Here is a 24,801-nt window from a genome sequence, read left to right as displayed (position 1 = left end):
CACGGCGCCCGCCGGGCACCGACCCAGCGACCCTGAGAAGGAGAGACAGCATGAAGGCGAACATCCATCCTGAGTACGTCGTGACCGAGGTGTCCTGCTCCTGCGGCAACACCTTCACGACCCGCAGCACCAAGAGCGACGGCCAGATCCGCGCTGAGGTCTGCTCCGCCTGCCACCCGTTCTACACGGGCAAGCAGAAGATTCTTGACACCGGTGGCCGTGTGGCCCGCTTCGAGGCCCGGTACGGTAAGAAGTCCAGCTGACTTCTCGCGCGACGCCGGCGGCACCCTGTGGGGGCCGCCGGCGTCGTCGTATGCCCATGCACCCGCGCCGAGCAGGAGACCGCCATGCCGACTGAGCCCGAGGGCGCCTCGCCGCTGCCTGCCGCGCGCCGCGCCGCCCTGCGCGAGGAGCGCGCGGCCCTCCAGGCGGAGATGGCCGATCCGGCGCTCCACGAGGACGCCTCCCGCGCGCGGCGCGTGGGCCGGCGCTATGCGGAGCTCGAGCAGCTCCTGGGCACCGACGCCGATCTGATCGCCGCCGCGCAGGATCTCGCCACCGCCCGCGAGCTCGCACCGGAGGATCCGGATCTCGCCGAGGAGGCCGATCGCCTCGAGGTCGAGGTGCGCGATCGGGCTGAGCGCCTGCGAGAGCTCCTCGCCCCGCGCGATGAGGACGACGGCCGCGACGTCATCATGGAGATCAAGGCGGGAGCCGGGGGAGAGGAGTCAGCCCTCTTCGCCGCCGAGATGCTGCGGATGTACCGCCAGTACGCGACCGCGCACGGCTGGGTCCTCGAGGTCCTCGAGGAGACCGGGTCGGATCTCGGAGGCATCAAGGACGCCACCGTCTCGATCCGCGCCCGCGGTGCGGCGACGGCAGACGGGGTCTGGGCGCACCTCAAGCATGAGGGCGGAGTGCACCGCGTGCAGCGCGTCCCGGTCACCGAATCGGCGGGCCGCATCCACACCTCCGCCGTCGGGGTGCTCGTGGTCCCGGAGGCCGACGAGACCGATGAGGCGGAGCTGCTCGCCGGGGAGCTCGCCCCTGCGAACCTCCGCATCGACGTGTACCGCTCCTCGGGGCCGGGCGGGCAGAGCGTGAACACGACGGACTCCGCAGTGCGCATCACCCACGTGCCCACGGGCCTGGTCGTCTCCTGCCAGAACGAGAAGAGCCAGCTGCAGAACCGCGAGCAGGCGCTGCGGATCCTCCGCTCGCGGCTCCTGGACCTGCACCGGGCGCAGCAGGACGCCGAGGCCTCCGCCGTGCGTCGCACCCAGGTGCGCACCGTGGACCGTTCGGAGCGGATCCGCACGTACAACTTCCCCGAGTCGCGTGTGGCCGATCACCGCACCGGCTTCAAGGCCAGCAACCTCGATCAGGTCCTCGCCGGCGACATGGACGCGCTCATCGAGTCCTCCCGGCGGGCCGAGGCGGAGGCGCGGATGAGCGCCGCGGCACTCATGGAACCGGGCGCGTGAGCGCGACGGGCGCCGAGAGCGCCGCGCAGGGCGCCGCGGGCGCCGCGAAGGCCGCCGGTGCGAATGCGCCGGATCCTCGCGAGCGCCTGCGCGCGGCGCTCGGCCGCAGCACCGAGGCGCTCCAGCGGGCCGGGGTGCCCTCGCCCAGTGTCGACGCTCGCGCGCTCATCGTGCGGGCGGGGGAGATCCGCGGTCCGCTGGTGATGGTCGACGCCCTGCCCGCGGACTTCGAGGAGCGCCTCGAGGCCCTGGTGGCGCGCAGGGCGTCTCGCGAGCCGCTCCAGCTCATCCTCGGCGAGGCCCCGTTCCGCCGGCTGCTGCTGCGCACGCGAGCGGGCGTGTTCATCCCGAGGCCCGAGACGGAGCTGATGATCGATCACCTCCTCGAGTTCGACCGCGTCCACGGCGCGCGCCTCGTGGTGGATCTGTGCACGGGCAGCGGCGCCATCGCCGCCGCCGTCCTCGACGAGCTCCCCGCGGCGCACGTCGTGGCCGTCGAGCTCGATGCCGCCGCCGCGCAGCTCGCAGCCGAGAACATCGCCGCCGCCGCGCGCTCCGATGGCCCGGGGTCGAACCCGCAGGGCGGCGCCCCGGAGGCGGAGCCGCGATGGGAGCTGCACGTGGGGGATGCCACCGATCCGTCAGTCCTCGCGAGCGCGGTGGAGCCCGGCACGGCCGATGCGGTGCTGAGCAACCCGCCGTATGTGCCCGCGGGCGCGGTGCCGCGGGAGCGCGAGGTGCGCGAGCACGATCCTGCGGCCGCCCTGTACGGGGGCGGAGAGGACGGTCTCGAGATTCCAGCAGCCCTCATCGCCCGTGCGGCGGCTCTCCTGCGCACGGGGGGGCTGCTCGTGATGGAGCATGCCGACGTCCAGGGACCCGCCCTGCGAGACCTCGCCGAGGCCACGGGCGCGTTCGCCGACATACGCACCGACCGCGACCTCACCGGTCGCGACCGCTTCCTCGTGGCCCGCCGTCGGCCGCGCGGAGACGGAGAATCCCTGCTGCCGCCCCAACGGAATGAGAGACTGGCGCCGTGAGCGTGTACGACACCCGGAACGAGCTGACCCGAGAGAGCGCCCTGGACGCAGCGGCGCAGGCTGTGCGGGACGGGGGACTCATCGTCCTGCCGACCGACACCGTCTACGGGATCGGCGCCGATGCCTTCACCCCTGACGCCGTGCAGGATCTCCTGATGGCGAAGGGGCGCGGCCGCGACGTGCCGCCTCCCGTCCTGGTCGGCGATCCCGCAGTCCTGCACGCTCTCGCGGTCGATGTGCCCGACAGCGCCGAGGACCTCGCCAACGCTTTCTGGCCCGGGGCCCTCACCCTCATCCTGCGGGCGCAGCCGTCCCTGACCTGGGACCTCGGCGAGACCCGCGGCACCGTCGCCCTGCGCATGCCCGACGACGAGACCGCCCTGGCCCTGCTGCGCCGCACCGGTCCCCTCGCCGTCTCGAGCGCGAACCGCCACGGGCGCCCCGCGGCGCTCTCCGTCATGGACGCGGCCACGCAGCTCGGCGATCAGGTCTCGATCTATCTGGACGGAGGCCCGGCCCGGATCGGCACCTCCTCGACGATCATCGACCTGACGGTGGAGCCCCCGCAGATCGTGCGCGAAGGCGCTCTGTCGAAGGACGAGATCATCGCGGCAGTGGGCGACATCTTCGCCGCGCCCGAGCCGGAGCCCGCTGAGGGTTCCGCACCCGCGCCCGAGGGCACGACGGATCCTGATGCCGCCGGGGAGGCAGTCGACGGCGCTCCTGCGCGCGAGGCCGACGGCGGTGCCGAGAGCACGGATTCCGAGAGCGCAGGCTCCGAGAGCGCGGGCTCCGAGGGGACCGCCGCGCCCGCGGGCGCGGACGGAACCGCAGGCATCGACGAGACCGCCCCCGCCGACGAGCGCCCCGCCGCAGCAGCCCCCGCCGGAGGGATCGGCGTCGACGCGTTCGCGATCCCCTCGCGCACCTCGATCGTCCCGCCGGATGCAGGGGAGAGCGAGAAGCCCTCCGCGTGAGGATCTACCTCTTCCTCCTGCTCCTCGCCGCAGCGGTCACCTTCCTCGTGACCCCTGCGGCGCGGCTCGTGGCGCGCAGGGCCGGGGCGCTCACCGCAGTGCGCTCGAGGGATGTCCACACCGCCGTCACCCCGCGGCTCGGCGGCCTCGCGATGCTGGCCGGGATCACCGCCGCGATGCTCGCCGCCTCGCAGGTCCCCTTCCTCTCCGCGCTCTTCCAGGACTCCGCTCAGCCCTGGGCGATCCTGGCCGCCGCGGCGCTGGTGTGCCTGCTCGGCGCGGCGGACGACAAGTGGGATCTGGACTGGTTCATCAAGCTCGGCGGGCAGGTGCTCGCGGCGGTCATCCTCGCGGCCGAGGGAGTGCGCCTGGTCTCCCTGCCGATCGGGGGTATCACCCTGCTCTCGCCGCGCAGCGCGATCCTCCTCACGGTCCTGGTGGTCGTGGTCTCTATGAACGCGGTCAACTTCGTCGACGGGCTCGACGGACTGGCGGCAGGAGTCATGGCCATCGGAGGCGGCGCGTTCTTCCTCTACGCGTACATGCTCACCCGCACGGCCAGCACCACGGACTACTCGTCCCTCGCGGCCCTGATCACCGCGATCATGGTGGGCGCCTGCATCGGCTTCCTGCCGCACAACCTGCACCGGGCTCGGATCTTCATGGGGGACTCCGGCTCCATGCTCCTCGGGCTCCTCCTGGCGGCCAGCACGATCACGGTGACCGGCCAGATCGACCCCGGACGGCTCTCGGGAGCGGACGCGCTCGGCCAGTTCCTCCCGATCCTGCTGCCGATCGGCGTCATGTTCATCCCGTTCCTCGACTTCGCTCTCGCCGTGGTGCGGAGGATCGGCTCGGGGAAGTCGCCCTTCCACGCCGACAAGCGCCATCTGCACCATCGGCTGCTGGCGATCGGCCACTCGCATGCGCGCGCCGTCGCGATCATGTACGTGTGGACGATCGTGGTCGCCCTCGGCCTGCTCCTGCCCGCATTCCTCAGCACGCGGATGACCCTGGCCTTCTGGGCCGTGGGCCTGCTCGGCGCGGTGCTCGTGACCCTGGACCCCGTCGCCCGGCTCCGCCGCCGCGCACCCGAACAGAAAGAGCCCGATGCCCTCTCCTGAGCCGTCCGCTCCCGCCGATCCCTCCGTGCTCGCCGCCCGGGCGAAGAACGATCGCATGCTGATGCGCGCGCTGCTGGTCGCCGTCGGCGTGGGGATCGCCGCGGATCTCGTCGTCCTGGCCCTCGCTGCCATCCTCGGCGACGGCTCCGCGCTGCGCGGAGCGCTGATCGGCAGCGGCCTCGCCCTGATCGTCACGCTGCCCACCCTGGCGTCCGCGCTGCTGTCGCGCAGGCTGCCGCCCGTCTCCTGGGCGATGGTGCTCATGGGGAGCTGGATGGTGAAGATGCTGCTGCTGATCATCGCGCTGCTGCTCCTCGCCGAGATCCCCGGCATCTCCCGGCCGTGGCTCGGGATCGCCCTGCTGGCCGGAGCGCTCGCGGCCGCCTTCGCCGAAGCCCTGGGCATGGTGCGCAGCCGCCCGCGGCTCGAGGTGGCAGGTTCCGGCAGGAGCGACGCAGAGCACTCCTGAGGAGTCGCTGCGGACGGTCCGACCGGCCGTGCCTCTGCTATGGTGGGGGAGTCCCAGCGCGGTCGCCGCCGGCTCCGCGGGAAGGTCCTTGCGTGCAGTGCTGCAGGGGGCTCCTTCCCGGCCCGGCATCGCAGCGGGGCACGTCTTGATCCGGGTCCTGCGATCCGGCGCGGCAGGTCCCAGCAGCCGGATCCCGCACCCACCAGTTTCACGGCCGAGCCGGCCCGTCGCCGGCATGACGACCAGGGGAGATCGCGCTGAACACCGCCGACACCACACGCCTTCTCGCCGAAGGCGGTTTCAACCTTCACGTCCCCTCTCTGGATCAGTTCTTCCCGGGTGCGCTGCTGTGGGAGGGCACGTGGTTCGAGTTCAACCGCGTCCAGCTCGTCCGCCTCATCGTGCTCCTGGTGGTCCTCACCGTCATGTGCGTGATCGCCGCACGGGCGAAGCTCGTGCCGGGCAAGGCGCAGAGCATCGTGGAGATGCTGATCGAGTTCGTGAACACCTCGATCATCCAGAACACCCTGGGCCTGCGCGCGGGCAAGCAGTACGCGCCCATGCTCATCACGATGTTCTTCCTCATCTTCTCGATGAATCTCGCGGGCGTGATCCCGGGCCTGAACCTCTCGGGCAACTCGGTGATCGGCCTGCCGCTGCTGCTCGCGCTGTGGACCTTCGCCACCTACGTGATCTTCGGCGTGCGCAAGCACGGCGTGGTCGGCTACCTCAAGCACGAGACCATGCCGCCCGGCGTCCCGAAGATCATCTACCTGCTGCTGATCCCGATCGAGTTCCTGCAGGTCGCGGTGATCCGCTGGGCCTCCCTCACGATCCGACTGCTCGCGAACATGGTCGCCGGCCACATCATGATGGTCGTCTTCATCGGCATGACGCACGCCCTGCTCTTCTCGGGCTCCGCGCTCATCGCCCTGTCGCCGTTCGCAGGTGCTCTCGCCATCGGCATCTACGGCTTCGAGATCTTCGTCGCCGCGCTGCAGGCCTTCATCTTCACCATGCTGTCCGCCGTCTACATCCAGATGGCTACCTCCGACGAGCACTGAGCCTCGTCCCCGCTCTCCCCACCGTCCCCACCCTTGTCGTCCGACCGGCCGGCACAACGAAAGGAAACCCCGTGGACACCACGACCCTCGCTGAGATGACCGGCAACATCGCCACCGTCGGCTACGGCCTCGCCGCGATCGGCCCCGGCATCGGCATCGGCATCATCGTCGGCAAGACGGCTGAGGCCATGGCGCGCCAGCCCGAGCTGCGCGGCCAGCTGCAGACCACCATGTTCATCGGCATCGCCTTCACCGAGATCCTGACGCTGCTGGCGATCGTCACCGGCTTCATCTTCTGAGGCCCGCGCCATGATTCTCGCTGAAGGAGAAGGGGGCGTCACCCCCGGGTGGCGGCTGCTCGTCCCCGAGCCGCAGGAGATCGTCTGGACGCTGATCTTCCTCGTCATCTTCGCGCTCGTCTTCATGCGGTTCATCCTCCCGCGGCTCAACGCCGTGCTCGAGGAGCGTGCCGAGAAGATCGAGGGCGGTCTGAAAAAGGCGGAAGAGGTCCAGCAGCAGGCTGATCAGCTCAAGGCCGATCAGGCCCATGAGCTCGCCGCCGCGCGCCAGGAGGCTGCGAGCATCCGCGACAAGGCGCGCCAGGACGGCGCCCGCATCGTGGAGGAGGCCCGCGCTCGCGCAGAGGCCGAGTCCACCCGCATCCTCGTCGCCGGCCAGCAGCAGCTGTCCGCCGAGCGCACCTCGGCCGCCGCGCAGCTGCGCGGCGAGGTCGGAGCGCTCGCGAGCGATCTCGCCTCGAAGATCGTCGGGGAGTCGCTCACGGATGACGAGCGCTCGCGCCGCGTGATCGACCGGTTCCTCGACGACCTCGAGTCGTCGTCGGCCACCACTCGATAAAGGAACACCATGCGAGGAACCTCCTCCACGTCTCTTACCGAGGCGAGCCGCAGGGCCGGCGAGCTGTTCCGGCAGGACGGCGGCGACCTGGGCCGCACCGCAGATGAGCTGTTCTCGGTGGCCGATGCCATCGACTCCAGCAATCAGCTCGTACGCGCGCTCAGCGATGCAGGCCGCCCTGCCGAGGAGAAGGAGGCCGTCGTGCGCTCCCTCTTCGACGGCCGGATCAGCCCTGCTGCGCTCGAGCTCACCCTCGAGGTCGTGCGCCGCCGCTGGTCCGAGCAGGACGACGTCCTCGACGCCCTGGAGTTCCTGGGCATCGAGGCCCTGCTCGAGCAGGCGGATCGCGACGGGACCCTGGGCGCCGTCGAGGAGCAGCTCTTCCAGGTCTCGCGCGCGATCGACGACAGCAGCGCTCTCAGCGGTGCTCTCGTCGACGCGCGCGACGACAGCGAGCGCCGAGCCGGCATCATGTCCCGGCTCCTCGAGGGCCGCGCCGATCGCACGGCCGTGCTCCTGGCGCGCCGCGCCGTCGGCCGCAGCACAGAGACCAAGCCCGCTCGGCGCCTGCTCGAGTTCGCACGGTTCGCCTCGGCCCGCCGCCAGCGGCTGCTCGCCGTGGTCTCCAGCGCCGCTCCGCTGAGCGATCAGCAGCAGGCGCGGCTGGGAGCGATCCTGGCCCGTGTCTACGGCCGCGAGGTCCAGATGAACGTGGAGCACGATCCCGCGGTCATCGGCGGACTCCGCATCCAGGTCGGCGACGACCTCTTCGACGCCACTGTCCTCGCTCGCCTGGCACAGGCGCGCAACCGCCTGGCGGCCTGACGGCCCCGTTCCGGCGTTACCCCAGCACCACACGACCATCCCCCGCACGCGGGGGCGAGAGGAAGCGAAGCAGCGCGATGGCCGAGCTCAGCATCCGTCCGGAGGACATCCGGAACGCCCTGGACACAGCAGTGTCCACCTACCAGGTCGGCGGCACCGACCGCGAGGAGATCGGCCGGGTCACCGAATCCGCCGATGGAATCGCCCGTGTCGAGGGCCTCCCCAACGTCATGGCCAACGAGCTCGTCCGCTTCGAGGACGGCACGCTGGGCCTCGCCCTGAACCTCGACCTCCGCGAGATCGGCGTCGTGATCCTCGGCGAGTTCAGCGGCATAGAGGAGGGCCAGCAGGTCCGCCGCACCGGCGAGGTCCTCTCGGTCCCCGTCGGCGAGGGCTTCCTCGGCCGCGTGGTCGATCCGACCGGCGCGCCCATCGACGGTCTCGGCGAGATCCAGACCTCGGGCCGCCGCGCCCTCGAGCTCCAGGCTCCCGGCGTGATGATGCGCAAGAGCGTCAAGGAGCCCCTGCAGACGGGCCTCAAGGCGATCGACGCGATGATCCCGATCGGCCGCGGCCAGCGTCAGCTGATCATCGGCGACCGCCAGACCGGCAAGACCACGATCGCGATCGACACGATCCTCAACCAGAAGGCGAACTGGGAGTCGGGCGACCCCTCCCAGCAGGTGCGCTGCATCTACGTCGCGATCGGCCAGAAGGGCTCGACCATCGCCTCGGTGCGCGCGACCCTCGAGGAGAACGGCGCGCTCGAGTACACGACGATCGTCGCCGCTCCCGCATCCGATCCCGCCGGCTTCAAGTACATCGCTCCCTACGCGGGCTCCGCGATCGGCCAGCAGTGGATGTACGAGGGCAAGCACGTCCTCATCGTCTTCGACGACCTGTCCAAGCAGGCCGAGGCGTACCGCGCCGTGTCGCTGCTGCTGCGCCGCCCGCCGGGTCGCGAGGCCTACCCGGGCGACGTCTTCTACCTGCACTCCCGTCTGCTGGAGCGCTGCGCGAAGCTGTCCGACGAGATGGGCGGCGGCTCGATGACCGGCCTGCCGATCATCGAGACGAAGGCCAACGACGTCTCGGCGTACATCCCGACCAACGTCATCTCGATCACCGACGGCCAGGTCTTCCTCCAGTCGGATCTGTTCAACGCGAACCAGCGCCCCGCGGTCGACGTCGGCATCTCGGTGTCCCGCGTCGGCGGCTCCGCGCAGATCAAGGCTATGAAGGGCGTCTCCGGCACCCTGAAGCTCTCGCTCGCGCAGTACCGCGACCTCGAGTCCTTCGCCATGTTCGCCTCGGACCTGGATGCCGCCTCCAAGCAGCAGCTCAGCCGCGGCGCACGACTCATGGAGCTGCTCAAGCAGCCCCAGAACTCGCCGATGCCGGTCGAGGAGCAGGTCGTCTCCGTCTGGGCCGGCACCAACGGCAAGTTCGACGAGATCGAGGTCGAGGACGTCCGCGCCTTCGAGGCGCAGCTCCTGGAGCACCTGCGCCACAACGGCTCGGTGCTCTCGACGATCCGCGAGACCAAGAAGTTCGACGCCGACACGGAAGCGGAGCTCTCGAGCATCCTCGACCAGGTCAAGTCCGACTACCTGGCCGGCCGGACCGATGGCGCGCCCGTGAACGACGTGCACACGCGCGCTGACGATGCCGACATCGACCAGGAGCGCATCGTCCGCGGCTGATCCGCTGACGCCGCCGCCCTCCACCGAGGGCGGCGGCCCGGACCACCGCACGGCTGCGACTGCACGAGGAGAGACATGGGAGCCCAGCAACGGGAGTACAAGAAGCGGATCCGCTCCGCTCAGGGCATGAAGAAGATCTTCAAGGCCCAGGAGATGATCGCCGCGGCGCGCATCTCCAAGGCGCACGCTCGCGTGCTCGCCACCACGCCCTACGCGGATGCGATCACGCGGGCGATCGGCTCCGTCGCGACGCACTCGTCGGATCTCGAGCACCCGTTCCTCGAGCAGGACCGCACGAGCACCGGGCGCGCCGGGATCCTCCTCATCACCTCGGACCGGGGGATGGCGGGCTCGTACTCGCCCACCGCGATCCGCATGGCGGAGGAGCTCGCCAACAAGCTGCGCGCCGAGGGGAAGACCCCGGTCATGTACGTCGTCGGCCGCAAGGGCGAGACGTACTACCGGTTCCGCAACCGCCCCGCCCACCGCGCGTGGGCTCCGTACCGCGAGGAGGAGCTCGGTGCTCTCGGCGCCGAGATCGCCGACGTCGTCACCGCGGATCTCCTCAGCACGGATCCTGCGGTCCACCTGGATGAGCTGTACGCGGTCGGCACGCGCTTCGTGAGCCGGTTCCAGCAGTTCGCCCGGGCGACGCGCCTGGTCCCGATCCAGGTGGTCGACGGCAGCGAGACCGGCACCGCACCGACCTATCCGCTCTACGAGTTCGCCCCGGACGCCGAAGCCGTCCTGGACCAGCTCATCCCGCGCTACCTCGAGTCGCGCATCGTCAACATCCTCATGCAGTCCATGGCCTCGGAGCACGCCTCCCGCCAGAAGGCCATGAAGACCGCGACCGACAACGCAGAGACCCAGATCAGGAAGTTCACGCGACTGGCGAACTCCGCTCGACAGGCGGAGATCACCCAGGAGCTCACGGAGATCGTCGGCGGCGCCGATGCCCTCGCCGGATCAGGTCGCAAGGAACGCTGACACTCCGCAGGCGCTCCTCGCGCCGGCCCCATCGTTTGGAGAGAACCTTATGAGCAGCCCCGCTTACATCGACGAGACCGAGACCTCCGCCCCGGAGGCCGCTGGCCGCATCGCGCGCGTGACCGGCGCGGTCGTGGACATCGAGTTCCCCCCCGGGAAGATCCCCGAGATCTACAACGCCCTCACCACCGTCATCGACGTGCCCGGCGCCGGCCTCGAGCGCAGCGTCCTCACGCTCGAGACCGCGCAGCACCTCGGCGACGGCATGGTCCGCGCCGTCGCGCTCAAGCCCACCGACGGCCTCATCCGCGGCCAGGCCGTGACCGACACCGGCGCACCGATCTCGGTGCCTGTCGGCGACGTCACCCTCGGCACCGTGTTCGACGTGGTGGGCAACGCCCTGAACCGCGGCGAGGAGCGCCTCGAGGTCACCGAGCGCTGGCCCATCCACCGCAAGGCTCCGAACTTCGACGAGCTCGAGGCGAAGACCCAGATGTTCGAGACGGGCATCAAGTCGATCGACCTCCTGACCCCGTACGTGCAGGGCGGCAAGATCGGCCTGTTCGGCGGCGCCGGCGTCGGCAAGACCGTCCTCATCCAGGAGATGATCTACCGCGTGGCGAACAACCACGACGGCGTCTCGGTGTTCGCCGGCGTGGGCGAGCGCACCCGTGAGGGCTGGGACCTGATCGAGGAGATGACCGAGTCGGGCGTCATCGACAAGACGGCCCTCGTGTTCGGCCAGATGGATGAGCCGCCGGGCACGCGACTGCGCGTGGCGCTGTCCGCTCTGACCATGGCGGAGTACTTCCGCGATGTGCAGAACCAGGACGTGCTGCTGTTCATCGACAACATCTTCCGCTTCACGCAGGCCGGCTCCGAGGTCTCCACGCTGCTGGGCCGCATGCCCTCCGCCGTGGGCTACCAGCCGAACCTCGCCGACGAGATGGGTGTGCTCCAGGAGCGCATCACCTCGACGCGCGGCAACTCGATCACCTCGATGCAGGCGATCTACGTGCCGGCCGACGACTACACGGATCCGGCTCCGGCGACCACCTTCGCCCACCTGGACGCGACCACCGAGCTCTCCCGCGAGATCGCCTCGCGCGGTCTGTACCCGGCGATCGACCCGCTGTCCTCGACCTCGCGCATCCTGGATCCCCGCTACATCGGCCAGGACCACTACGACACCGCGGTGCGCGTGAAGCAGATCCTGCAGCGCAATAAGGAGCTCCAGGACATCATCGCGATGCTCGGCGTCGATGAGCTGTCCGAGGAGGACAAGGTCATCGTGTCGCGCGCACGTCGCATCCAGCAGTTCCTCTCGCAGAACACCCACCTCGCCAAGCAGTTCACGGGCGTGGACGGCTCGGATGTGCCGCTGCGCGACAACATCGAGGGCTTCAAGGGCATCTGCGACGGCGAGTTCGACCACATCAGCGAGCAGGCGTTCTTCAACGTCGGCGGCATCGACATGGTCCTGGAGAACTGGCACCGCATCCAGAAGGAGCTCGGTCAGTGAGCACCCTCGCGGTGACCTTCGTCAGCGCGGATCGCACCCTGTGGACCGGCGAGGCCGCCCAGGTCGTGGTCCCCGCGATCGACGGCTCGATGGGCATCCTGCCGCGCATGCAGCCCACCCTGGCCGTCCTCGGCCAGGGCCGGGTGCGCATCATCGCGGAGAACGGCGAGGCCAGCGAGCGCGAGATCGACGGCGGATTCGTCTCGATGGACCAGGACGTGGTCACCATCGCGGTGGACACGGCCGCGCGCCACGAGACCTCCCGCTGAGCTGAGCGAGAGCCGAGCGTGCACATTCCGCACATGGACGTCCCGATCATCCTCGTGGTGATCGGGGCGTTCGTCGTTGCAGGGGCGCTTGCCGTGGTGCTGCGGCAGATCCTCGTGGCGCGCCCGCGGGGGAGCTTCGAGTGCAGCGTCCAGCGCCCCTCCCGGATGCACGGCATCACCTGGCAGAGCGGGCTCATGCGCTTCGGCAGCGACCGCCTGCGCTGGTTCCGGGCCTTCTCGCTGCGACTGAAGCCCGAGGAGGTGCTGCGGCGCGAGGACATCACCGATCTGCAGCGTCAGCCTCTGCCCTCTGCCCTCCCAGGGATGGACGACTACGTGCTGCTCGCGTTCGAGCGGGGGAGCAGGCCCCAGCTGCGCACGGTGCTCTCCCCTCAGGCGGCCAGCGCCATCGTGGCCTGGTACGAGGCTGCGCCGACAGGCGGGTTCGTCGGCGACGCCGACTGATCCTCAGTCCCGCTCGACCGTCTGCCCGCCGCGCAGCACCTGGACCGGGCGCAGCTCCTCGTCCACGAGCAGCAGATCTGCGCGCAGCCCCTCCTGCAGGGACCCGATCTCGTCCTGGAGCCCGAGCACGGCGGCCGGAGCGGAGCTCGCCGCGCGCACAGCGGCCGAGAGATCCACGCCCGCTTCGAGCACCGCGCAGCGGACCACGTCGATGAGGTGCGTGGTGCCGCCTGCGATGGCGCCGCCGTCGGTCAGGGTAGCGACGCCCTCCTGCACCGTGACGTCCAGGGCGCCGAGCCGATAGCGGCCGTCGGCCATCCCGGCGGCGGCCATCGCATCGGTCACCAGCACCACGGCGCCCTCGGCGGCGATGGCGAAGACGTGCGCGGTCGTCCTCGGGTCGAGGTGCACGCCGTCGGCGACCAGCTCGACGACCGCCTCGCCGCGGGCGGCGGCATCGAGGGCGGCGAGCGCCGGGCCTGGATCGCGATGGTGGATCGGTCGCATGCCGTTGAACAGGTGCGTGACGGTCGGTCGGGCCGAGCGCGAGGGATGCGCGCGCAGGACGCGGGAGGCATCGGCGAGGGCAGCGGTCATGACGGCGCTGCTCGCATCCGTGTGCCCGAGCGAGGGCACCGCTCCGCCGCGGGCGAGAGCGCGCATGACCTCGGGCGCGTCCTCGGTCTCCGGGGCCAGCGTCATCGTGGCGAGCGCGCCGCCTGCCGCCTCGACCAGCGCGTCGACGAGAGCCGCGTCGCCGCCGCTGATGTGCTCGGGGTTCTGGGCGCCCTTGCGCGCAGGGGAGATGAAGGGTCCCTCGAGGTGCAGGGCGGCCAGATCGCCGCTGCGCACGAGGGGAGCGAGCATGGCGGTGCGCGCGAGGAGGTCGGCGGGGGAGGCGGTGACCAGTGAGCCGACGAGCGAGGTGGTGCCGCTGCGCAGGTGCTCGCGCACGGCGATCAGGGCCTCGTCCGCATCGGCGCAGTCGGGGAAGGAGGCGCCACCGCCTCCGTGGCAGTGGAGATCCACGAGGCCGGGGAGGATGAGACCGGCATGCTCCACCACGCGATCCGCATGGTGCTGAGGTGCGCGGGAGGCGGGGCCGGCGAACAGGATCCGGTTCCCGCCCACGAGCACGAGGGCGCCGGGCACGACCCCGTGGGGGAGCACGGCGGTGCCGTGGACGGCCAGATCTGCGTGCAGGGGTTCGGCGGCGTTCATCGGCACCTCTCAGAAGCGTCGGGTCAGAAGAGTCGCGAATCGGCATCGTCGATGCCGCGCAGCGCGTCGTAGTCCAGGGTCACGCAGTCGATGCCCCGGTCGCCGGCCAGCACGCGCGCCTGCTGCTTGATCGCCTGCGCGGCGAAGATCCCGCGCACCGGGGCGAGCAGGGGATCGCGGTTCAGGAGAGCGAGGTAGCGGGTCAGCTGCTCGACGCCGTCGATCTCGCCGCGCCGCTTGATCTCGATGGCCACGGTGCGGCCCTCTGCGTCGCGCGCGAGGATGTCCACGGGGCCGATCGCCGTGCCGTACTCGCGCCGCACCAGGCTCCAGCCCTCGCCGAGCGTCTGGATGTTCTCGGCCAGCAGCGCCTGCAGGTGCGCTTCGACGCCGTCCTTCTGCAGTCCGGGATCGATGCCCAGCTCGTGGGCGGTGTCCGAGAGCTTCTCGTGGATCCGCACGCGCAGGCGGTCGCCGGTCTTCGCATGCGTGACGTCCCACTGCTCCACCCAGTCCGGCTCGAGATCGGAGAGCTCGCCGGCGTCCTCGCGAGGGGTCACCCGCAGCGAGCACGGGGGGCTCATCCAGTTCAGCGGCTTGTAGCTGCCGCCGTCGGAGTGCACGAGCACGGAGCCGTCGGCCTTGACGATGAGAAGGCGGCGAGCGAGGGGGAGATGGGCGGTGAGCCGACCGGTGTAGTCGACTGAGCACTGGGCAACGACGAGACGCACCCCGCCAGGCTACGACACGCCTGCGTCCCCTCACCCGCGGACGTGCCCGGCGACCCCCGTGGCGTCCGTGCTCACTCTCACGCTCGGGCGGTGCAGGGGTGTGCAGAAGTTCCCGTTTCAGTATCGTGGAAGGACTGCGACGAGAAGGAGTCCGTCATCATCCACAAGATCATTGCCATCGTCCTGATCGTCCTGGGTCTCACGGGGCTGGCGCTCGGCCGCCTCGGCGAGACCGTCTGGGCGCCGGAGACCTCGCGCACGGCGAGCGTCGCTCTGTCCGATCCCGGTGCGGCCGTCGTCCTGGACCCGGGCCTGCTCTACGTGGGAGGGCATGAGGGCGAGGCCACCATCACCGGTGCGAGCGACGTCTCGGTCATCACCGCGGGCCCGGAGGACATCACCGCCTACCTCGGCGATGCGAAGTACACGCGCGTCACCGGCGTGCCCGACTGGAGCACCCTGTCGACCGAGGTCGTGAACCCCGAGGGGCCGGCGACCCTGGACTCTCCGACCGCCTCCGATCTGTGGCGCAGCGTGGACACGCAGCCCAGCCCCGCCACGATCGACATCGCCGCGTTCTCCCAGGAGGAGACGCGCACGAATCCGCAGCCCTACCGCCCGATCCTTCTCGTGACCGACGGCGCGAGCCCGGGCGCCGAGCAGGTCTCCATCACGTGGCCGGTCGATGCGAAGAACGCATGGGTGCCCTACGCCTACGCCGCAGGCGCGACCCTCGCGATCCTCGGCCTGCTGCTCCTGGTGGTCTCCCTCGGCAGTTCGCGCCGACGGGAGAGCGTCCCAGCATCGTCACCCGCGCTCGCCGCGCCCTTCGACGCCTCGGCCGCCCCCGCCGGCGCCTCGGTCGCTCCCGCCGACGCCTCGGTCGCGCCGGTCTCCGCGCCTGAGGCACCGGTCGCCGCGTCCGGACCCGGATCGGACCCCGCGGTCCCTGCTGCGGCACCGGGATCGCACCGTGCCGAGCGCATCGCGCCGGATCCCGAGCAGCCCCTCGCCCCGGTCGCCGAGAGCTCCGAGCTCCCGACAGCGGAGCAGCCCACTGAGCGCCTCGCCCGCGTGGACGAGGGACTGGACGGCGATGCGCCGATGGACGAGAACCCCGCCGCTGCGCTCGAGAACGACGCGGACCGCATCGTCGAGGACCCCTCGACGTCGGCCCAGGAGGACAACCGATGAGCACCCTGAACCGCCGCAGCCTCCTGACCGGAGGCGGAGCGCTCGCCCTCGCGGGCTTCCTGACCGCCTGCTCCGAGGAGGCGCCGCCGCCCGCCGTGCCCACCGGCCCCAAGGCGGAGAGCTCCCTCCCCGTCGTCACCGCAGAGCAGCTCGGCTCCTACCTCGAGGCGATCCACTCGTCGCTGCAGCAGGCCGACGAGGCGCGCGACGCCGCGCTCCTGGCGCCGCGCGTGGTCGGCTCGGCGGCCCGCTTCCGCCAGGCGACCTACGAGATCATCGCGAAGGACGACACCTGGGCGCAGAACCTCGCGCGCCCCGGTGCGAGCGCCGTCGTCCCGATCACCTCGACGCAGGCGGAGTTCCCCCGCACCGCCATGGCCCTGGCCGCTGCGGAGACCGAGGGAGCCGCGCCGTACTTCATGATCCTGCAGCAGGCCGACGCCCGCTCGCCGTACACGACGTGGGGCTGGGCGCAGCAGGCCGTCGGGATCGACATGCCTGCGGTGGCATCGCCGCAGGTGGGCGGCGAGAGCGTGCCGGCCGACGCCGCGGACCTCGTGATGACCCCGGCCGACGCCCTTGCCCTGTACGCCTCCGTCCTCTCGAACGGCGACACCGTCGACCCCGAGGACAAGCTCGCCCCGAACCCCTTCCAGACCGGCACCTTCCAGCAGATCCAGACGGAGCGCGCCGAGCTCAACGCGGGCGTCCAGCAGGACGAGGTCGCGACGATCCACGAGGAGTACGCGGCGTCTCCCGATGAGATCGCCGGAATGCGCACCGAGGACGGCGGGGCGATCATCCTCGGCACGCTGACCTCCTCGCGGACCGTCGCCATCAAGGACGGCGCCAAGGTCAACTACGCGGAGGACAACATCTACACCCGGATCATCGGGCGCAAGGAGTTCTCCAAGGAGTACGTGCGCGACTACGGCACCACCGTCGCTCTCTACATCCCCGCGGCCGCGGTCGGCGGGCAGGTCCAGCCGATCGGCGCGACACGCACCGTGCTCGGCGCCCACGGCGAATGATCCACGACCACTGAACTGAGGAGTGCCCCATGACCGATCCCTTCGGCGTCATCGATCTCTCGTCGCTCGCGCAGCCCGCGGGCCAGGATGCCGGCGCGGGCCCTGCCGCTGCGCACGAGGTGCGCGTCGAGGAGTCGAACCTCGAGCAGGTCATCGCCGGATCCCAGCAGGTGGCCACGCTGCTCGTGGTCACGAGCGCGCGCGTGCCCGGGATCGGGGAGTTCCTCGCGGCCCTGCGGCGCGAGGTCGACGCGCGGGGAGGGGCCGTGCTGCTGGCGACCGTGGATGCGGATGCCCAGCCACGGGTCGCCGCGGCGCTGCGCGTGCAGCAGCTCCCGTCGCTCATGCTGCTCATCCAGGGCCAGATCCAGCCGATCGTGGAGGCGCTCCTGCCCGAGGAGGAGCTTCCGACCCTGTTCGACCAGCTCGTTCAGCTCGCCGCGCAGGTGGGATTCGACGTCAGCGGCGCGGGCGAGCTGCCCGAGGGCGCTGAGGCCGGTGCCCCGGCGGAGCCCGAGCTGCCGCCGCTGGTCCAGAGCGCCTACGACGCGATCGAGGCGGGCGATCTGGACGGCGCCCGCGAGGCGTTCACCGAGCACCTCTCGCAGAACCCGGCCGATGCGGAGGCGAAGGCCGGGCTCGCGACGGTGCGCCTGATGTCCCGCACCCAGGGCGCCGATCTGATCGCGGTCCGGGCGGCCGCAGCCGAGGCCCCCGGCGACGTGGAGGCGCAGCTCGCCGCCGCCGACATCGACATGCTCGGCGGCCATGTGGACGACGCCTTCGGCCGGCTCCTGGAGCTGCTGCGCGGCGCCGATCCCGAGACGAAGGCGGCGGTGCGGGACCGGCTGCTGGAGCTCTTCGAGATCGCCGGGCCCGATGATGCCCGCGTGGGCGCGGCCCGCAAGCGACTGGCGAACCTGCTGTTCTGAGCTGCCTCGCCGCAGAGTCGAGCGGCAGGACATGGAGAAGGCCGGGCCCCGAGGGGGCCCGGCCTTTTCCGTGCTTCCGCACGTGCGATCAGCGCACGGGCGGGATCAGCGCACGGGCGGGATCAGCGCACTGGCAGGATCAGCGCTCGGGGCGGAGCACCACAGCGCCCAGCGGCGGCACCTCGAGCCGCACCGAGTGCTCGCGACCGTGCATGGGCACGGCCTCGGACTCGACGCGACCGAGGTTGCCCACGCCGCTGCCCCCGTAGACGGGGGCGTCGGAGTTCAGCACCTCGCTCCACGCGCCGCCCTGGGGGAGGGGCACGCGGTAGCCGTGCCAGGGCTCGGGCGCGAAGTTGATGACCACCACCAGCGGGTCCCCGGAGCGGTCGCGGCGCACGAACGCGATCGTGTTGCGCTGGGCGTCATCGCCGATCAGCCACTCGAAGCCGGCCGGGTCCTGGTCGAGCTCGTACAGGGCGGGGCTCGCGTGCATGAGGGCGTTGAGGTCGCGCACGAAGGCCTGCTGGCCCTGGTGCGGAGCATGCTCCAGGAGCCACCAGTCCAGGCCCTTGGCCTCGTTCCACTCGGAGGTCTGGCCGTACTCGCTGCCCATGAACAGGAGCTGCTTGCCCGGGTGGGTCCACTGCAGCGCGAGGTAGGCGCGCTCGGAGGCCGCCTGCTGCCAGGCGTCGCCGGGCGCCTTGCGGATCAGCGAGCCCTTCCCGTGCACGACCTCGTCGTGCGAGATCGGCAGCACGAAGTTCTCGGAGTACTGGTAGACCATCGAGAACGTCAGGTCGCTGTGGCTGTACTGGCGGTAGATGGGATCCTCGCCCAGGTACTCGAGGGTGTCGTGCATCCAGCCCATGTTCCACTTGAAGCCGAAGCCGAGCCCGCCCTGGTCGGTGGGGCGGGTGACGCCGGGGAAGGACGTCGACTCCTCGGCGATCATCACGATACCGGGAGCGCGCTTGTACGCGGTCGCATTGGTCTCCTGCAGGAAGTCGATCGCCTCGAGGTTCTCGCGGCCGCCGAACTGGTTGGGCAGCCACTCGCCGTCGTTGCGGGAGTAGTCGAGGTACAGCATCGACGCGACGGCGTCCACGCGCAGGCCGTCGACGTGGAACTCCTCGAGCCAGTAGCACGCGTTGGAGACCAGGAAGTTGCGCACCTCCTTGCGGCCCAAGTCGAAGATGTACGTGCCCCAGTCGGGGTGCTCGCCGCGGCGCGGATCCGCGTGCTCGTACAGCGGGGTGCCGTCGAAGCGGGCGAGGGCGAACTCGTCCTTGGGGAAGTGGGCGGGCACCCAGTCCACGATCACGCCGATGCCGGCGGCGTGGAACGCGTCGATCAGATGGCGCAGCTCATCGGGGGAGCCCAGGCGCGAGGTCGGCGCGAAGTAACCGGTGACCTGGTAGCCCCAGGAGCCGCCGAAGGGATGCTCGGCGACCGGCATGAACTCGACGTGCGTGAAGCCCATCTCCTTCACGTAGGCGACGAGCTGCTCGGCGAGCTCGACGTACCCCAGTCCCGGCCGCCAGCTCGCCAGGTGCACCTCGTAGATCGACATCGGCGCGCTCAGGGCGTCGGTCTGGGCGCGCGCGGCGAGCCAGGAGTCGTCCTGCCAGGTGTAGTCGCTGGCGGTGACGATCGAGCCGGTCGCGGGCGGGATCTCGGAGAACCGCGCCATCGGGTCGGCCTTGTCGCGCCACTGGGAGTCGGCGCCGAGGATCCGGAACTTGTAGACATCGCCCTCGGCGACGCCGGGCACGAACAGCTCCCACACGCCCGAGGAGCCGAGGCTGCGCAGGGCGCTGCCGCGGCCGTCCCAGTGGTTGAACGCGCCGATGACCTGCACGGCGCGGGCGCTGGGCGCCCAGACCGCGAAGGACGCGCCGGCGACGCCGTCGATGGTGCGCAGGTGCGCCCCGAGCACCTCCCAGAGCTGCTCGTGGCGCCCTTCGCCGATCAGGTGCAGATCGAGCTCTCCGAGCGTCGGCAGGAAGCGGTAGGGCTCCTCGACCTCGACGGGCTCGGCGCCCTCGTGCCAGGTCACCCGCAGCCGGTAGCGCGGCACGGACGGCTGGTCGAGGACGGCGGTCCAGATGCCGTCGTACTCGTGCTCCATCGCTGCGCTGGTGCCGTCCTCGAGGACGACCTCGACCGCGTGCGCGAGGGGCTTGAGGGTGCGCACGGTGACCGCGTCGTGGTACGGGTGCGCGCCGAGCACCGCGTGGGGCTCGTGATAGCTGCCGGTGGCGGTCGCGCCGAGCTCGTGCTCGCCCAGCGGCAGCCGCTGGGGCCCGGCGGGGACGACCGGGGCGGGGACGGTGCCGTCGGCCGAGGGGATCTGCTCCGCGGTCCGGTGGGGAAGCTCGCTCATGATCAGGACTCCTGGTGGTGGATGACGCGCAGGATGTGCGCAGGACGATGGTGGGTGCTGAGCTCGACGTAGGGATCCGATCCCCAGGTGAAGCGCTCCCCGGTGAGCAGGTCCTCTACCTCGAAACCGCCTGCGACGCCGAGCGCGGAGAGATCCAGGTGCAGGGTGGTCCACGCGTCGCGGTCGTGGGCCGTCAGCGAGGCGACGATGATCGTGTCGGCGCTCCCGGTTCCCGTCTCCGCGGCGTCGAGGTGCTTGGAGAAGACCAGCACCTGGGGGTCGTCGGCCCGGTGGAAGGCGATGTCGGTGAGCGTCTGCAGCGCCGGGTGCTCGCGGCGGATCGTGTTCAGGCGCGTGAGGAGGGGCTGGATGCTGCGGCCCTTCTCGAGCGCGCCGGCGAAGTCACGCGGCTTGAACTCGTATTTCTCGTTGTCGATCTGCTCCTCCGCGCCGGGGCGGGGGACGTCCTCGATGAGCTCGTAGCCGGTGTAGATGCCCCAGGTCGGGACCAGCGTCGCGGCGAGGATCGCGCGCAGGGTGAACGCGCTGCGCCCGCCCTGGCTCATGAAGGGGGTGAGGATGTCGTGGGTGGTGGGCCAGAAGCTCGGCACCATGTAGCGGGCCGCCGCGGTGAGCTCGCCGAGGTACTCCTCGAGCTCCTCGGGGGTGTGCCGCCAGGTGAAGTACGTGTACGACTGGTGGAAGCCGATCTTGCCCAGGGTGTGCATCATCGTGGGGCGGGTGAACGCCTCCGCGAGGAAGATGACCTCCGGGTGCTTCTCGTCGAACTCGGCGAGCAGCTCCTCCCAGAAGCGCACGGGCTTGGTGTGGGGGTTGTCGACCCGGAACAGCGTGACCCCATGCTCCACCCAGTGCTCGAGCATGTCGCGGATCGCCGCGTACAGGCCCTCGTAGTCGGTGTCGAAGCTCAGGGGGTAGATGTCCTGGTACTTCTTCGGCGGGTTCTCGGCGTAGGCGATGGTCCCGTCGGGCCGCACCACGAACCACTCGGGGTGCTCGGCGACCCACGGGTGGTCGGGGGAGCACTGCAGGGCGATGTCCATCGCGACCTCGAGGCCCAGCTCCTTCGCACGGCCGACGAAGGCGTCGAAGTCCTCCATCGTGCCGAGATCGGGGTGGATCGCGTCGTGGCCGCCCTCCGCCGCGCCGATCGCATAGGGGGAGCCGGGATCACCGGGCTTCGGGTCCAGGGTGTTGTTGCGGCCCTTGCGGAACGCCTGGCCGATCGGGTGGATCGGGGTCAGGTAGGCGACGTCGAAGCCCATGGCCGCGACGCGCTCGAGGCTGTCCGCGGCGGTGCGCAGCGTGCCGGAGATCCAGCCGCCCTCCTCGGGGGAGAACCGCGCGCCCTCGGAGCGGGGGAAGAACTCGTACCACGAGCCTGCGAGCGCGAGGCGGCGGTGCACGACCAGGTCGTAGGGGCCGGCGGTGGTGACGCCGTCGCGCAGCGGGCGCTCGCGCATGATGGCGCGGAGGTCCTCGCCGAGCGCGAGGGCGACCCGGGCGCCGGGGGCGAGGTCGGTGTCGCGCAGGGTCTCGAGGGCGGCGCGCAGGAGCGCCGCGTCGCTCGCGGGCCGCTCGCCGGCAGCGGCCTCTCCCGCGGCGCGCTCGAGGACCTCGATGCCCTCGGCGATCACGAGGTCCTCGTCCATGGCGGCGGGGATCTTCACCTCGGCGATATGGGCCCAGGTGTCGTACGGGGCGCTGAAGGCCTCGATCCGGAAGCTCCAGCGGCCGGTGGCCCGAGGGGTGAAGCGCGCTTCCCAGAGATCCAGCCCCGGGTTCGTGCTGACCAGGGGCAGCGCGGTCTCCGCGCCGTCGGGATCGGTGAGGATCGCCTGCACGCCCATGGAGTCGTGGCCCTCGCGGAAGGCGTTGGCGCCGAAGGAGACCGGCTCGCCCTGCGCGCACGAGGCGGGGAAGCGGCCGCCGTCGACGACGGGCCACGCGTCCATGATCGGGATGCGGCCGACGCCGGCGCCGAGGCCGTGCTCGCCGTGCGCGCTGGAATCGGCGGGAGCGGCGCTGAGCGCAGCGGGAGCGACGGCGGGGCTGTCCCCGGGGACGTCCGCCGCGCCGGTGGCGGCGGTGGGGCGGGGATCAGAGGGCTGGGTTCCGCGGGGAGCGGTCATCACGTCTCCTGCTCGGTGGAGGGATGCCGTCCGAGTCGAACGGCGACGGGTTCACTGTATCGGCTCGGTCACTCCCGGCGGGGTGGCGGTCGCGTCCCGAGCGGCGGTCGGCGCGGGGAAGACGGCCAGCACGAGCACCGAGCCTGCGGGGAGGTCGAGCGCCTCGGGCACCCGGGCGCCCGGCTCCCGGCGACCGGACGAGTCGAAGAGGACCCGCGCCGCGCCACGCAGCCACGGCGCCGAGGGGCGATGGATCTCCATGTCCTCCCGACGCGAGGACAGCACGACCACGAGATGCTCGCCCCCCGCGCCCTGTCCGGTGCCGGGGAGCGCCATCTGCAGCACATGGCGGCGCGGATCCTGCCATTCCTCGTGCTCCAGCGGCGATCCCTCCGCGCCGAACCAGGCGACCTGGCCGGGAGCGGGAGCCGCAGGATCCACGGGCACGAGGTAGTGGGAGGGACGCAGCTGGGCGAAGCGGGCGCGCAGTGCGAGCAGGGTGCGCACGGCCTCGATCCGGGCCCGGCCCGCGGGGGCGTGCGCGAGGGACCAGTCGACCCAGGAGATCTCGTTGTCCTGGCAGTAGGCGTTGTTGTTGCCCTGCTGGGTGCGCCCGAACTCATCGCCCGCCGTGATGAGGGGGGTCCCGGCGGCGAGGATGAGGGTGGCCAGCAGGCTGCGGGCCGAGCGCTCGCGCAGGGCTCGGATCTCCTCGGCCCCGGGTGCGCCGTCCGGGACGGGCCCCTCGTGCCCGTGGTTCCAGGAGCGGTTGCCGTCGGTGCCGTCCCGGTTGCCCTCGCCGTTGGCCTCGTTGTGCTTGTGGTCGTAGGTGACGAGGTCCTCGAGGGTGAAGCCGTCGTGCGCGGTGATGTAGTTGACCGAGGCCCAGGGAGCGCGCAGGCTGCGCCCGGCGGGCAGGCCGACGGGATCGCGCGCGCCCAGCACGTCCCGGGAGCCCGCGAGGCGGCTCGCGAGGTCGCGCACCCCGCCGACCCCGTCGTCTCCCGTGCGGATCCGGTGCGCACGATCGGAGAGCCAGTGCGAGCGCACCGTGTCGCGGAAGGCGTCGTTCCATTCGGCGAAGGGCGCGGGGAAGCCGCCGGTCTGCCATCCGCCTCCGCCGACGTCCCACGGCTCGGCGATGAGCTTCACCCCGCGCAGCACGGGATCGGTGATGATCGCCCGCAGGAGCGGATGGTCGCGCCGGTAGCCGTGGTCGTCGCGGCCGAGGGTCGCGGCCAGGTCGAAGCGGAAGCCGTCGATGTGCACCTCCTGGACCCAGAAGCGCAGCGAGGCGAGGATCAGGTCCATCACCGGCAGGGAGCGCGGATCGAAGGTGCCGCCGGTGCCGGTGACGTCCACGAAGGCGCCGCCGTCCATCCAGTAGTACGTGATGTTGTCCAGTCCGCGGAAGCTCAGGGTGGGGCCGCCGTGGCCGCCCTCGGCGGTGTGATTGTAGACCACGTCCAGGATCACCTCGATGCCCGCCGCGTGGAGCGCGCGGACCATCTCCTTGACCTCGTCGAGCACCGCCTGGGCGCCGGCGTGCTGGGCGGCCGCAGTCGCGTAGGAGGGGTTCGGGGCGAAGAACGAGAGGGTCGAATATCCCCAGTAGTTCGTCAGCCCCAGGCTCGTCAGGTGAGGCTCGTCCATCATCGCGTGGATCGGCAGCAGCTCGACGGTCGTGACCCCGAGGTCCCTCAGGTAGCCGGTGACGGCGGGGTGGCCGAGGCCGGCGTAGGTGCCGCGCAGCTCCGCGGGCAGGACCGGATGCAGCTGCGTGAAGCCCTTGACGTGGAGCTCGTAGATGCTGCTCGCCTCCCACGCGGTGCGCGGGGAAGCGTCGCCCTGCCAGTCGAAGCCGTCCAAGGTGACCTGGGACCACACGGCGAGGTCGGCGTTGTCCGACTCGCTGCGCTGCGGCGCATCGCCGACGGGGTCGAGCATCGCGGTCACCTCGTGGCCGAACATCCCCGACAGCAGCGGCGAGGCGTGCGAGACGCCGCGCGCATAGGGATCCAGCAGGACCTTCGCGGGATTGAAGCGGTGGCCGGAGGCGGGATCCCAGGGACCATGGGCGCGAAGCCCGTACAGCGTTCCGGGCACCATCCCCTCCACCTCGTCCCAGTGCAGTCCTCCCTGGACGTGCCGGAGGGTGCGCCGGGATTCCGCTCCCTCGCTCAGCACGCACAGCTCGATGCGCTCGGCCCGCGGGGCCGCCACGGCGATCACGCCGCGCCCGCGAGCGTCGACGTGCAGTCCCGGGGCCGAGGGGGGCGCGGAGTCTCCGGCGGGGGAGGAACCGCGCGCGGAGGAGGGTGAGGAGGATGGGGAGGAATCGTGCACAGCGGCATTGTTCCAGA

At 71.2% G+C, this 24,801-nt stretch carries 23 protein-coding genes; 18 read left to right on the top strand and 5 right to left on the bottom strand.

What is annotated here, in order from left to right:
* Positions 1 to 50: 50 nt before the first annotated feature.
* The 15 genes from rpmE (at position 51) to Bequi_RS10275 (ending at position 12,790) form a co-directional block, all read left to right on the top strand.
* The gene (gene rpmE / locus Bequi_RS10345) at positions 51 to 263 is read left to right on the top strand and encodes a 50S ribosomal protein L31 (RefSeq protein ID WP_249737862.1); all 213 of its coding nucleotides are present in this window, start codon (positions 51 to 53) and stop codon (positions 261 to 263) included.
* Between the two features lie 84 nt (positions 264 to 347).
* Positions 348 to 1,484 (top strand): peptide chain release factor 1, encoded by a 1,137-nt coding sequence (gene prfA / locus Bequi_RS10340; RefSeq protein ID WP_249737861.1) that lies wholly within the window; start codon positions 348 to 350, stop codon positions 1,482 to 1,484.
* On the top strand, positions 1,481 to 2,524 hold the full coding sequence (locus tag Bequi_RS10335; protein ID WP_249737860.1) for a N5-glutamine methyltransferase family protein: 1,044 nt from the start codon (positions 1,481 to 1,483) through the stop codon (positions 2,522 to 2,524). The genes prfA and Bequi_RS10335 overlap by 4 nt, the downstream gene beginning before the upstream one ends.
* Positions 2,521 to 3,501: an L-threonylcarbamoyladenylate synthase gene (locus tag Bequi_RS10330; protein ID WP_249737859.1), complete on the top strand. Its 981-nt coding sequence runs from the start codon at positions 2,521 to 2,523 to the stop codon at positions 3,499 to 3,501. Before Bequi_RS10335 ends, Bequi_RS10330 begins: the two co-directional genes overlap by 4 nt.
* Positions 3,498 to 4,625 carry an MraY family glycosyltransferase gene (locus tag Bequi_RS10325; protein WP_249737858.1) on the top strand — a complete coding sequence of 376 codons (1,128 nt, stop codon included), beginning with the start codon at positions 3,498 to 3,500 and terminating at the stop codon, positions 4,623 to 4,625. The genes Bequi_RS10330 and Bequi_RS10325 overlap by 4 nt, the downstream gene beginning before the upstream one ends.
* Complete coding sequence (locus Bequi_RS10320) at positions 4,612 to 5,094, top strand: Cg1360 family ATP-synthase-associated protein (RefSeq protein WP_249737857.1); 483 nt, start codon at positions 4,612 to 4,614, stop codon at positions 5,092 to 5,094. The genes Bequi_RS10325 and Bequi_RS10320 overlap by 14 nt, the downstream gene beginning before the upstream one ends.
* Before the next feature lie 251 nt (positions 5,095 to 5,345).
* Positions 5,346 to 6,158, top strand: coding sequence for a F0F1 ATP synthase subunit A (atpB, locus tag Bequi_RS10315; protein WP_347271998.1), 813 nt, complete (start codon positions 5,346 to 5,348; stop codon positions 6,156 to 6,158).
* A 71-nt stretch (positions 6,159 to 6,229) separates the two neighbouring features.
* Positions 6,230 to 6,457: an ATP synthase F0 subunit C gene (gene atpE, locus Bequi_RS10310; RefSeq protein ID WP_347271992.1), complete on the top strand. Its 228-nt coding sequence runs from the start codon at positions 6,230 to 6,232 to the stop codon at positions 6,455 to 6,457.
* 10 nt (positions 6,458 to 6,467) lie between these two features.
* Positions 6,468 to 7,016: a F0F1 ATP synthase subunit B gene (locus Bequi_RS10305; RefSeq protein ID WP_249737855.1), complete on the top strand. Its 549-nt coding sequence runs from the start codon at positions 6,468 to 6,470 to the stop codon at positions 7,014 to 7,016.
* A 9-nt stretch (positions 7,017 to 7,025) separates the two neighbouring features.
* Positions 7,026 to 7,841, top strand: coding sequence for a F0F1 ATP synthase subunit delta (locus Bequi_RS10300; RefSeq protein WP_249737854.1), 816 nt, complete (start codon positions 7,026 to 7,028; stop codon positions 7,839 to 7,841).
* Positions 7,842 to 7,918: 77 nt separating this feature from the next.
* Positions 7,919 to 9,544 (top strand): F0F1 ATP synthase subunit alpha, encoded by a 1,626-nt coding sequence (gene atpA, locus Bequi_RS10295; RefSeq protein ID WP_249737853.1) that lies wholly within the window; start codon positions 7,919 to 7,921, stop codon positions 9,542 to 9,544.
* A 75-nt stretch (positions 9,545 to 9,619) separates the two neighbouring features.
* Positions 9,620 to 10,534, top strand: coding sequence for a F0F1 ATP synthase subunit gamma (locus Bequi_RS10290; RefSeq protein ID WP_249737852.1), 915 nt, complete (start codon positions 9,620 to 9,622; stop codon positions 10,532 to 10,534).
* A gap of 49 nt (positions 10,535 to 10,583) precedes the next feature.
* Positions 10,584 to 12,056 carry a F0F1 ATP synthase subunit beta gene (gene atpD / locus Bequi_RS10285; RefSeq protein ID WP_249737851.1) on the top strand — a complete coding sequence of 491 codons (1,473 nt, stop codon included), beginning with the start codon at positions 10,584 to 10,586 and terminating at the stop codon, positions 12,054 to 12,056.
* Complete coding sequence (locus tag Bequi_RS10280) at positions 12,053 to 12,325, top strand: F0F1 ATP synthase subunit epsilon (RefSeq protein ID WP_249737850.1); 273 nt, start codon at positions 12,053 to 12,055, stop codon at positions 12,323 to 12,325. The genes atpD and Bequi_RS10280 overlap by 4 nt, the downstream gene beginning before the upstream one ends.
* Before the next feature lie 33 nt (positions 12,326 to 12,358).
* Positions 12,359 to 12,790 carry a DUF2550 family protein gene (locus Bequi_RS10275; protein WP_249737849.1) on the top strand — a complete coding sequence of 144 codons (432 nt, stop codon included), beginning with the start codon at positions 12,359 to 12,361 and terminating at the stop codon, positions 12,788 to 12,790.
* A gap of 3 nt (positions 12,791 to 12,793) precedes the next feature.
* On the opposite strand, the gene Bequi_RS10270 is transcribed toward Bequi_RS10275, so the two are convergent.
* Positions 12,794 to 14,011, bottom strand: coding sequence for an N-acetylglucosamine-6-phosphate deacetylase (locus Bequi_RS10270; protein ID WP_249737848.1), 1,218 nt, complete (start codon positions 14,009 to 14,011; stop codon positions 12,794 to 12,796).
* Between the two features lie 23 nt (positions 14,012 to 14,034).
* Complete coding sequence (gene nucS, locus Bequi_RS10265; protein WP_249737847.1) at positions 14,035 to 14,742, bottom strand: endonuclease NucS; 708 nt, start codon at positions 14,740 to 14,742, stop codon at positions 14,035 to 14,037.
* 90 nt (positions 14,743 to 14,832) lie between these two features.
* Here nucS and Bequi_RS10260 point away from each other — a divergent pair, with 90 nt between their 5' ends.
* The 3 genes from Bequi_RS10260 to Bequi_RS10250 are packed head-to-tail and all read left to right on the top strand — an operon-like array spanning position 14,833 to position 17,899.
* Positions 14,833 to 15,936, top strand: a complete 1,104-nt coding sequence (locus Bequi_RS10260; protein ID WP_249737846.1) for a hypothetical protein — start codon at positions 14,833 to 14,835, stop codon at positions 15,934 to 15,936.
* The gene (locus Bequi_RS10255) at positions 15,933 to 16,967 is read left to right on the top strand and encodes a DUF8094 domain-containing protein (RefSeq protein WP_249737845.1); all 1,035 of its coding nucleotides are present in this window, start codon (positions 15,933 to 15,935) and stop codon (positions 16,965 to 16,967) included. Before Bequi_RS10260 ends, Bequi_RS10255 begins: the two co-directional genes overlap by 4 nt.
* Before the next feature lie 29 nt (positions 16,968 to 16,996).
* Positions 16,997 to 17,899, top strand: coding sequence for a co-chaperone YbbN (locus tag Bequi_RS10250; protein ID WP_249737844.1), 903 nt, complete (start codon positions 16,997 to 16,999; stop codon positions 17,897 to 17,899).
* Between the two features lie 139 nt (positions 17,900 to 18,038).
* Here the strand turns inward: Bequi_RS10250 and glgB are convergent, their stop codons facing one another.
* The 3 genes from glgB to glgX form a co-directional block, all read right to left on the bottom strand.
* A complete protein-coding gene (gene glgB / locus Bequi_RS10245) occupies positions 18,039 to 20,285 on the bottom strand; it encodes a 1,4-alpha-glucan branching protein GlgB (RefSeq protein WP_249737843.1) in 2,247 nt (748 codons plus the stop codon).
* Positions 20,286 to 20,287: 2 nt separating this feature from the next.
* Entirely contained in the window at positions 20,288 to 22,261 is a 1,974-nt protein-coding gene (locus tag Bequi_RS10240) for a maltotransferase domain-containing protein (RefSeq protein WP_249737937.1), read from the bottom strand.
* Positions 22,262 to 22,489: 228 nt separating this feature from the next.
* Complete coding sequence (glgX, locus tag Bequi_RS10235) at positions 22,490 to 24,784, bottom strand: glycogen debranching protein GlgX (RefSeq protein ID WP_249737842.1); 2,295 nt, start codon at positions 24,782 to 24,784, stop codon at positions 22,490 to 22,492.
* Positions 24,785 to 24,801 lie beyond the last annotated feature (17 nt).

The organism is Brachybacterium equifaecis (assembly GCF_023509525.1).
GTDB lineage: Bacteria > Actinomycetota > Actinomycetes > Actinomycetales > Dermabacteraceae > Brachybacterium > Brachybacterium equifaecis.
The sequence above is the reverse complement of the archived record's forward strand: the minus strand, read 5'-3'. Positions and strand labels throughout refer to the sequence as shown.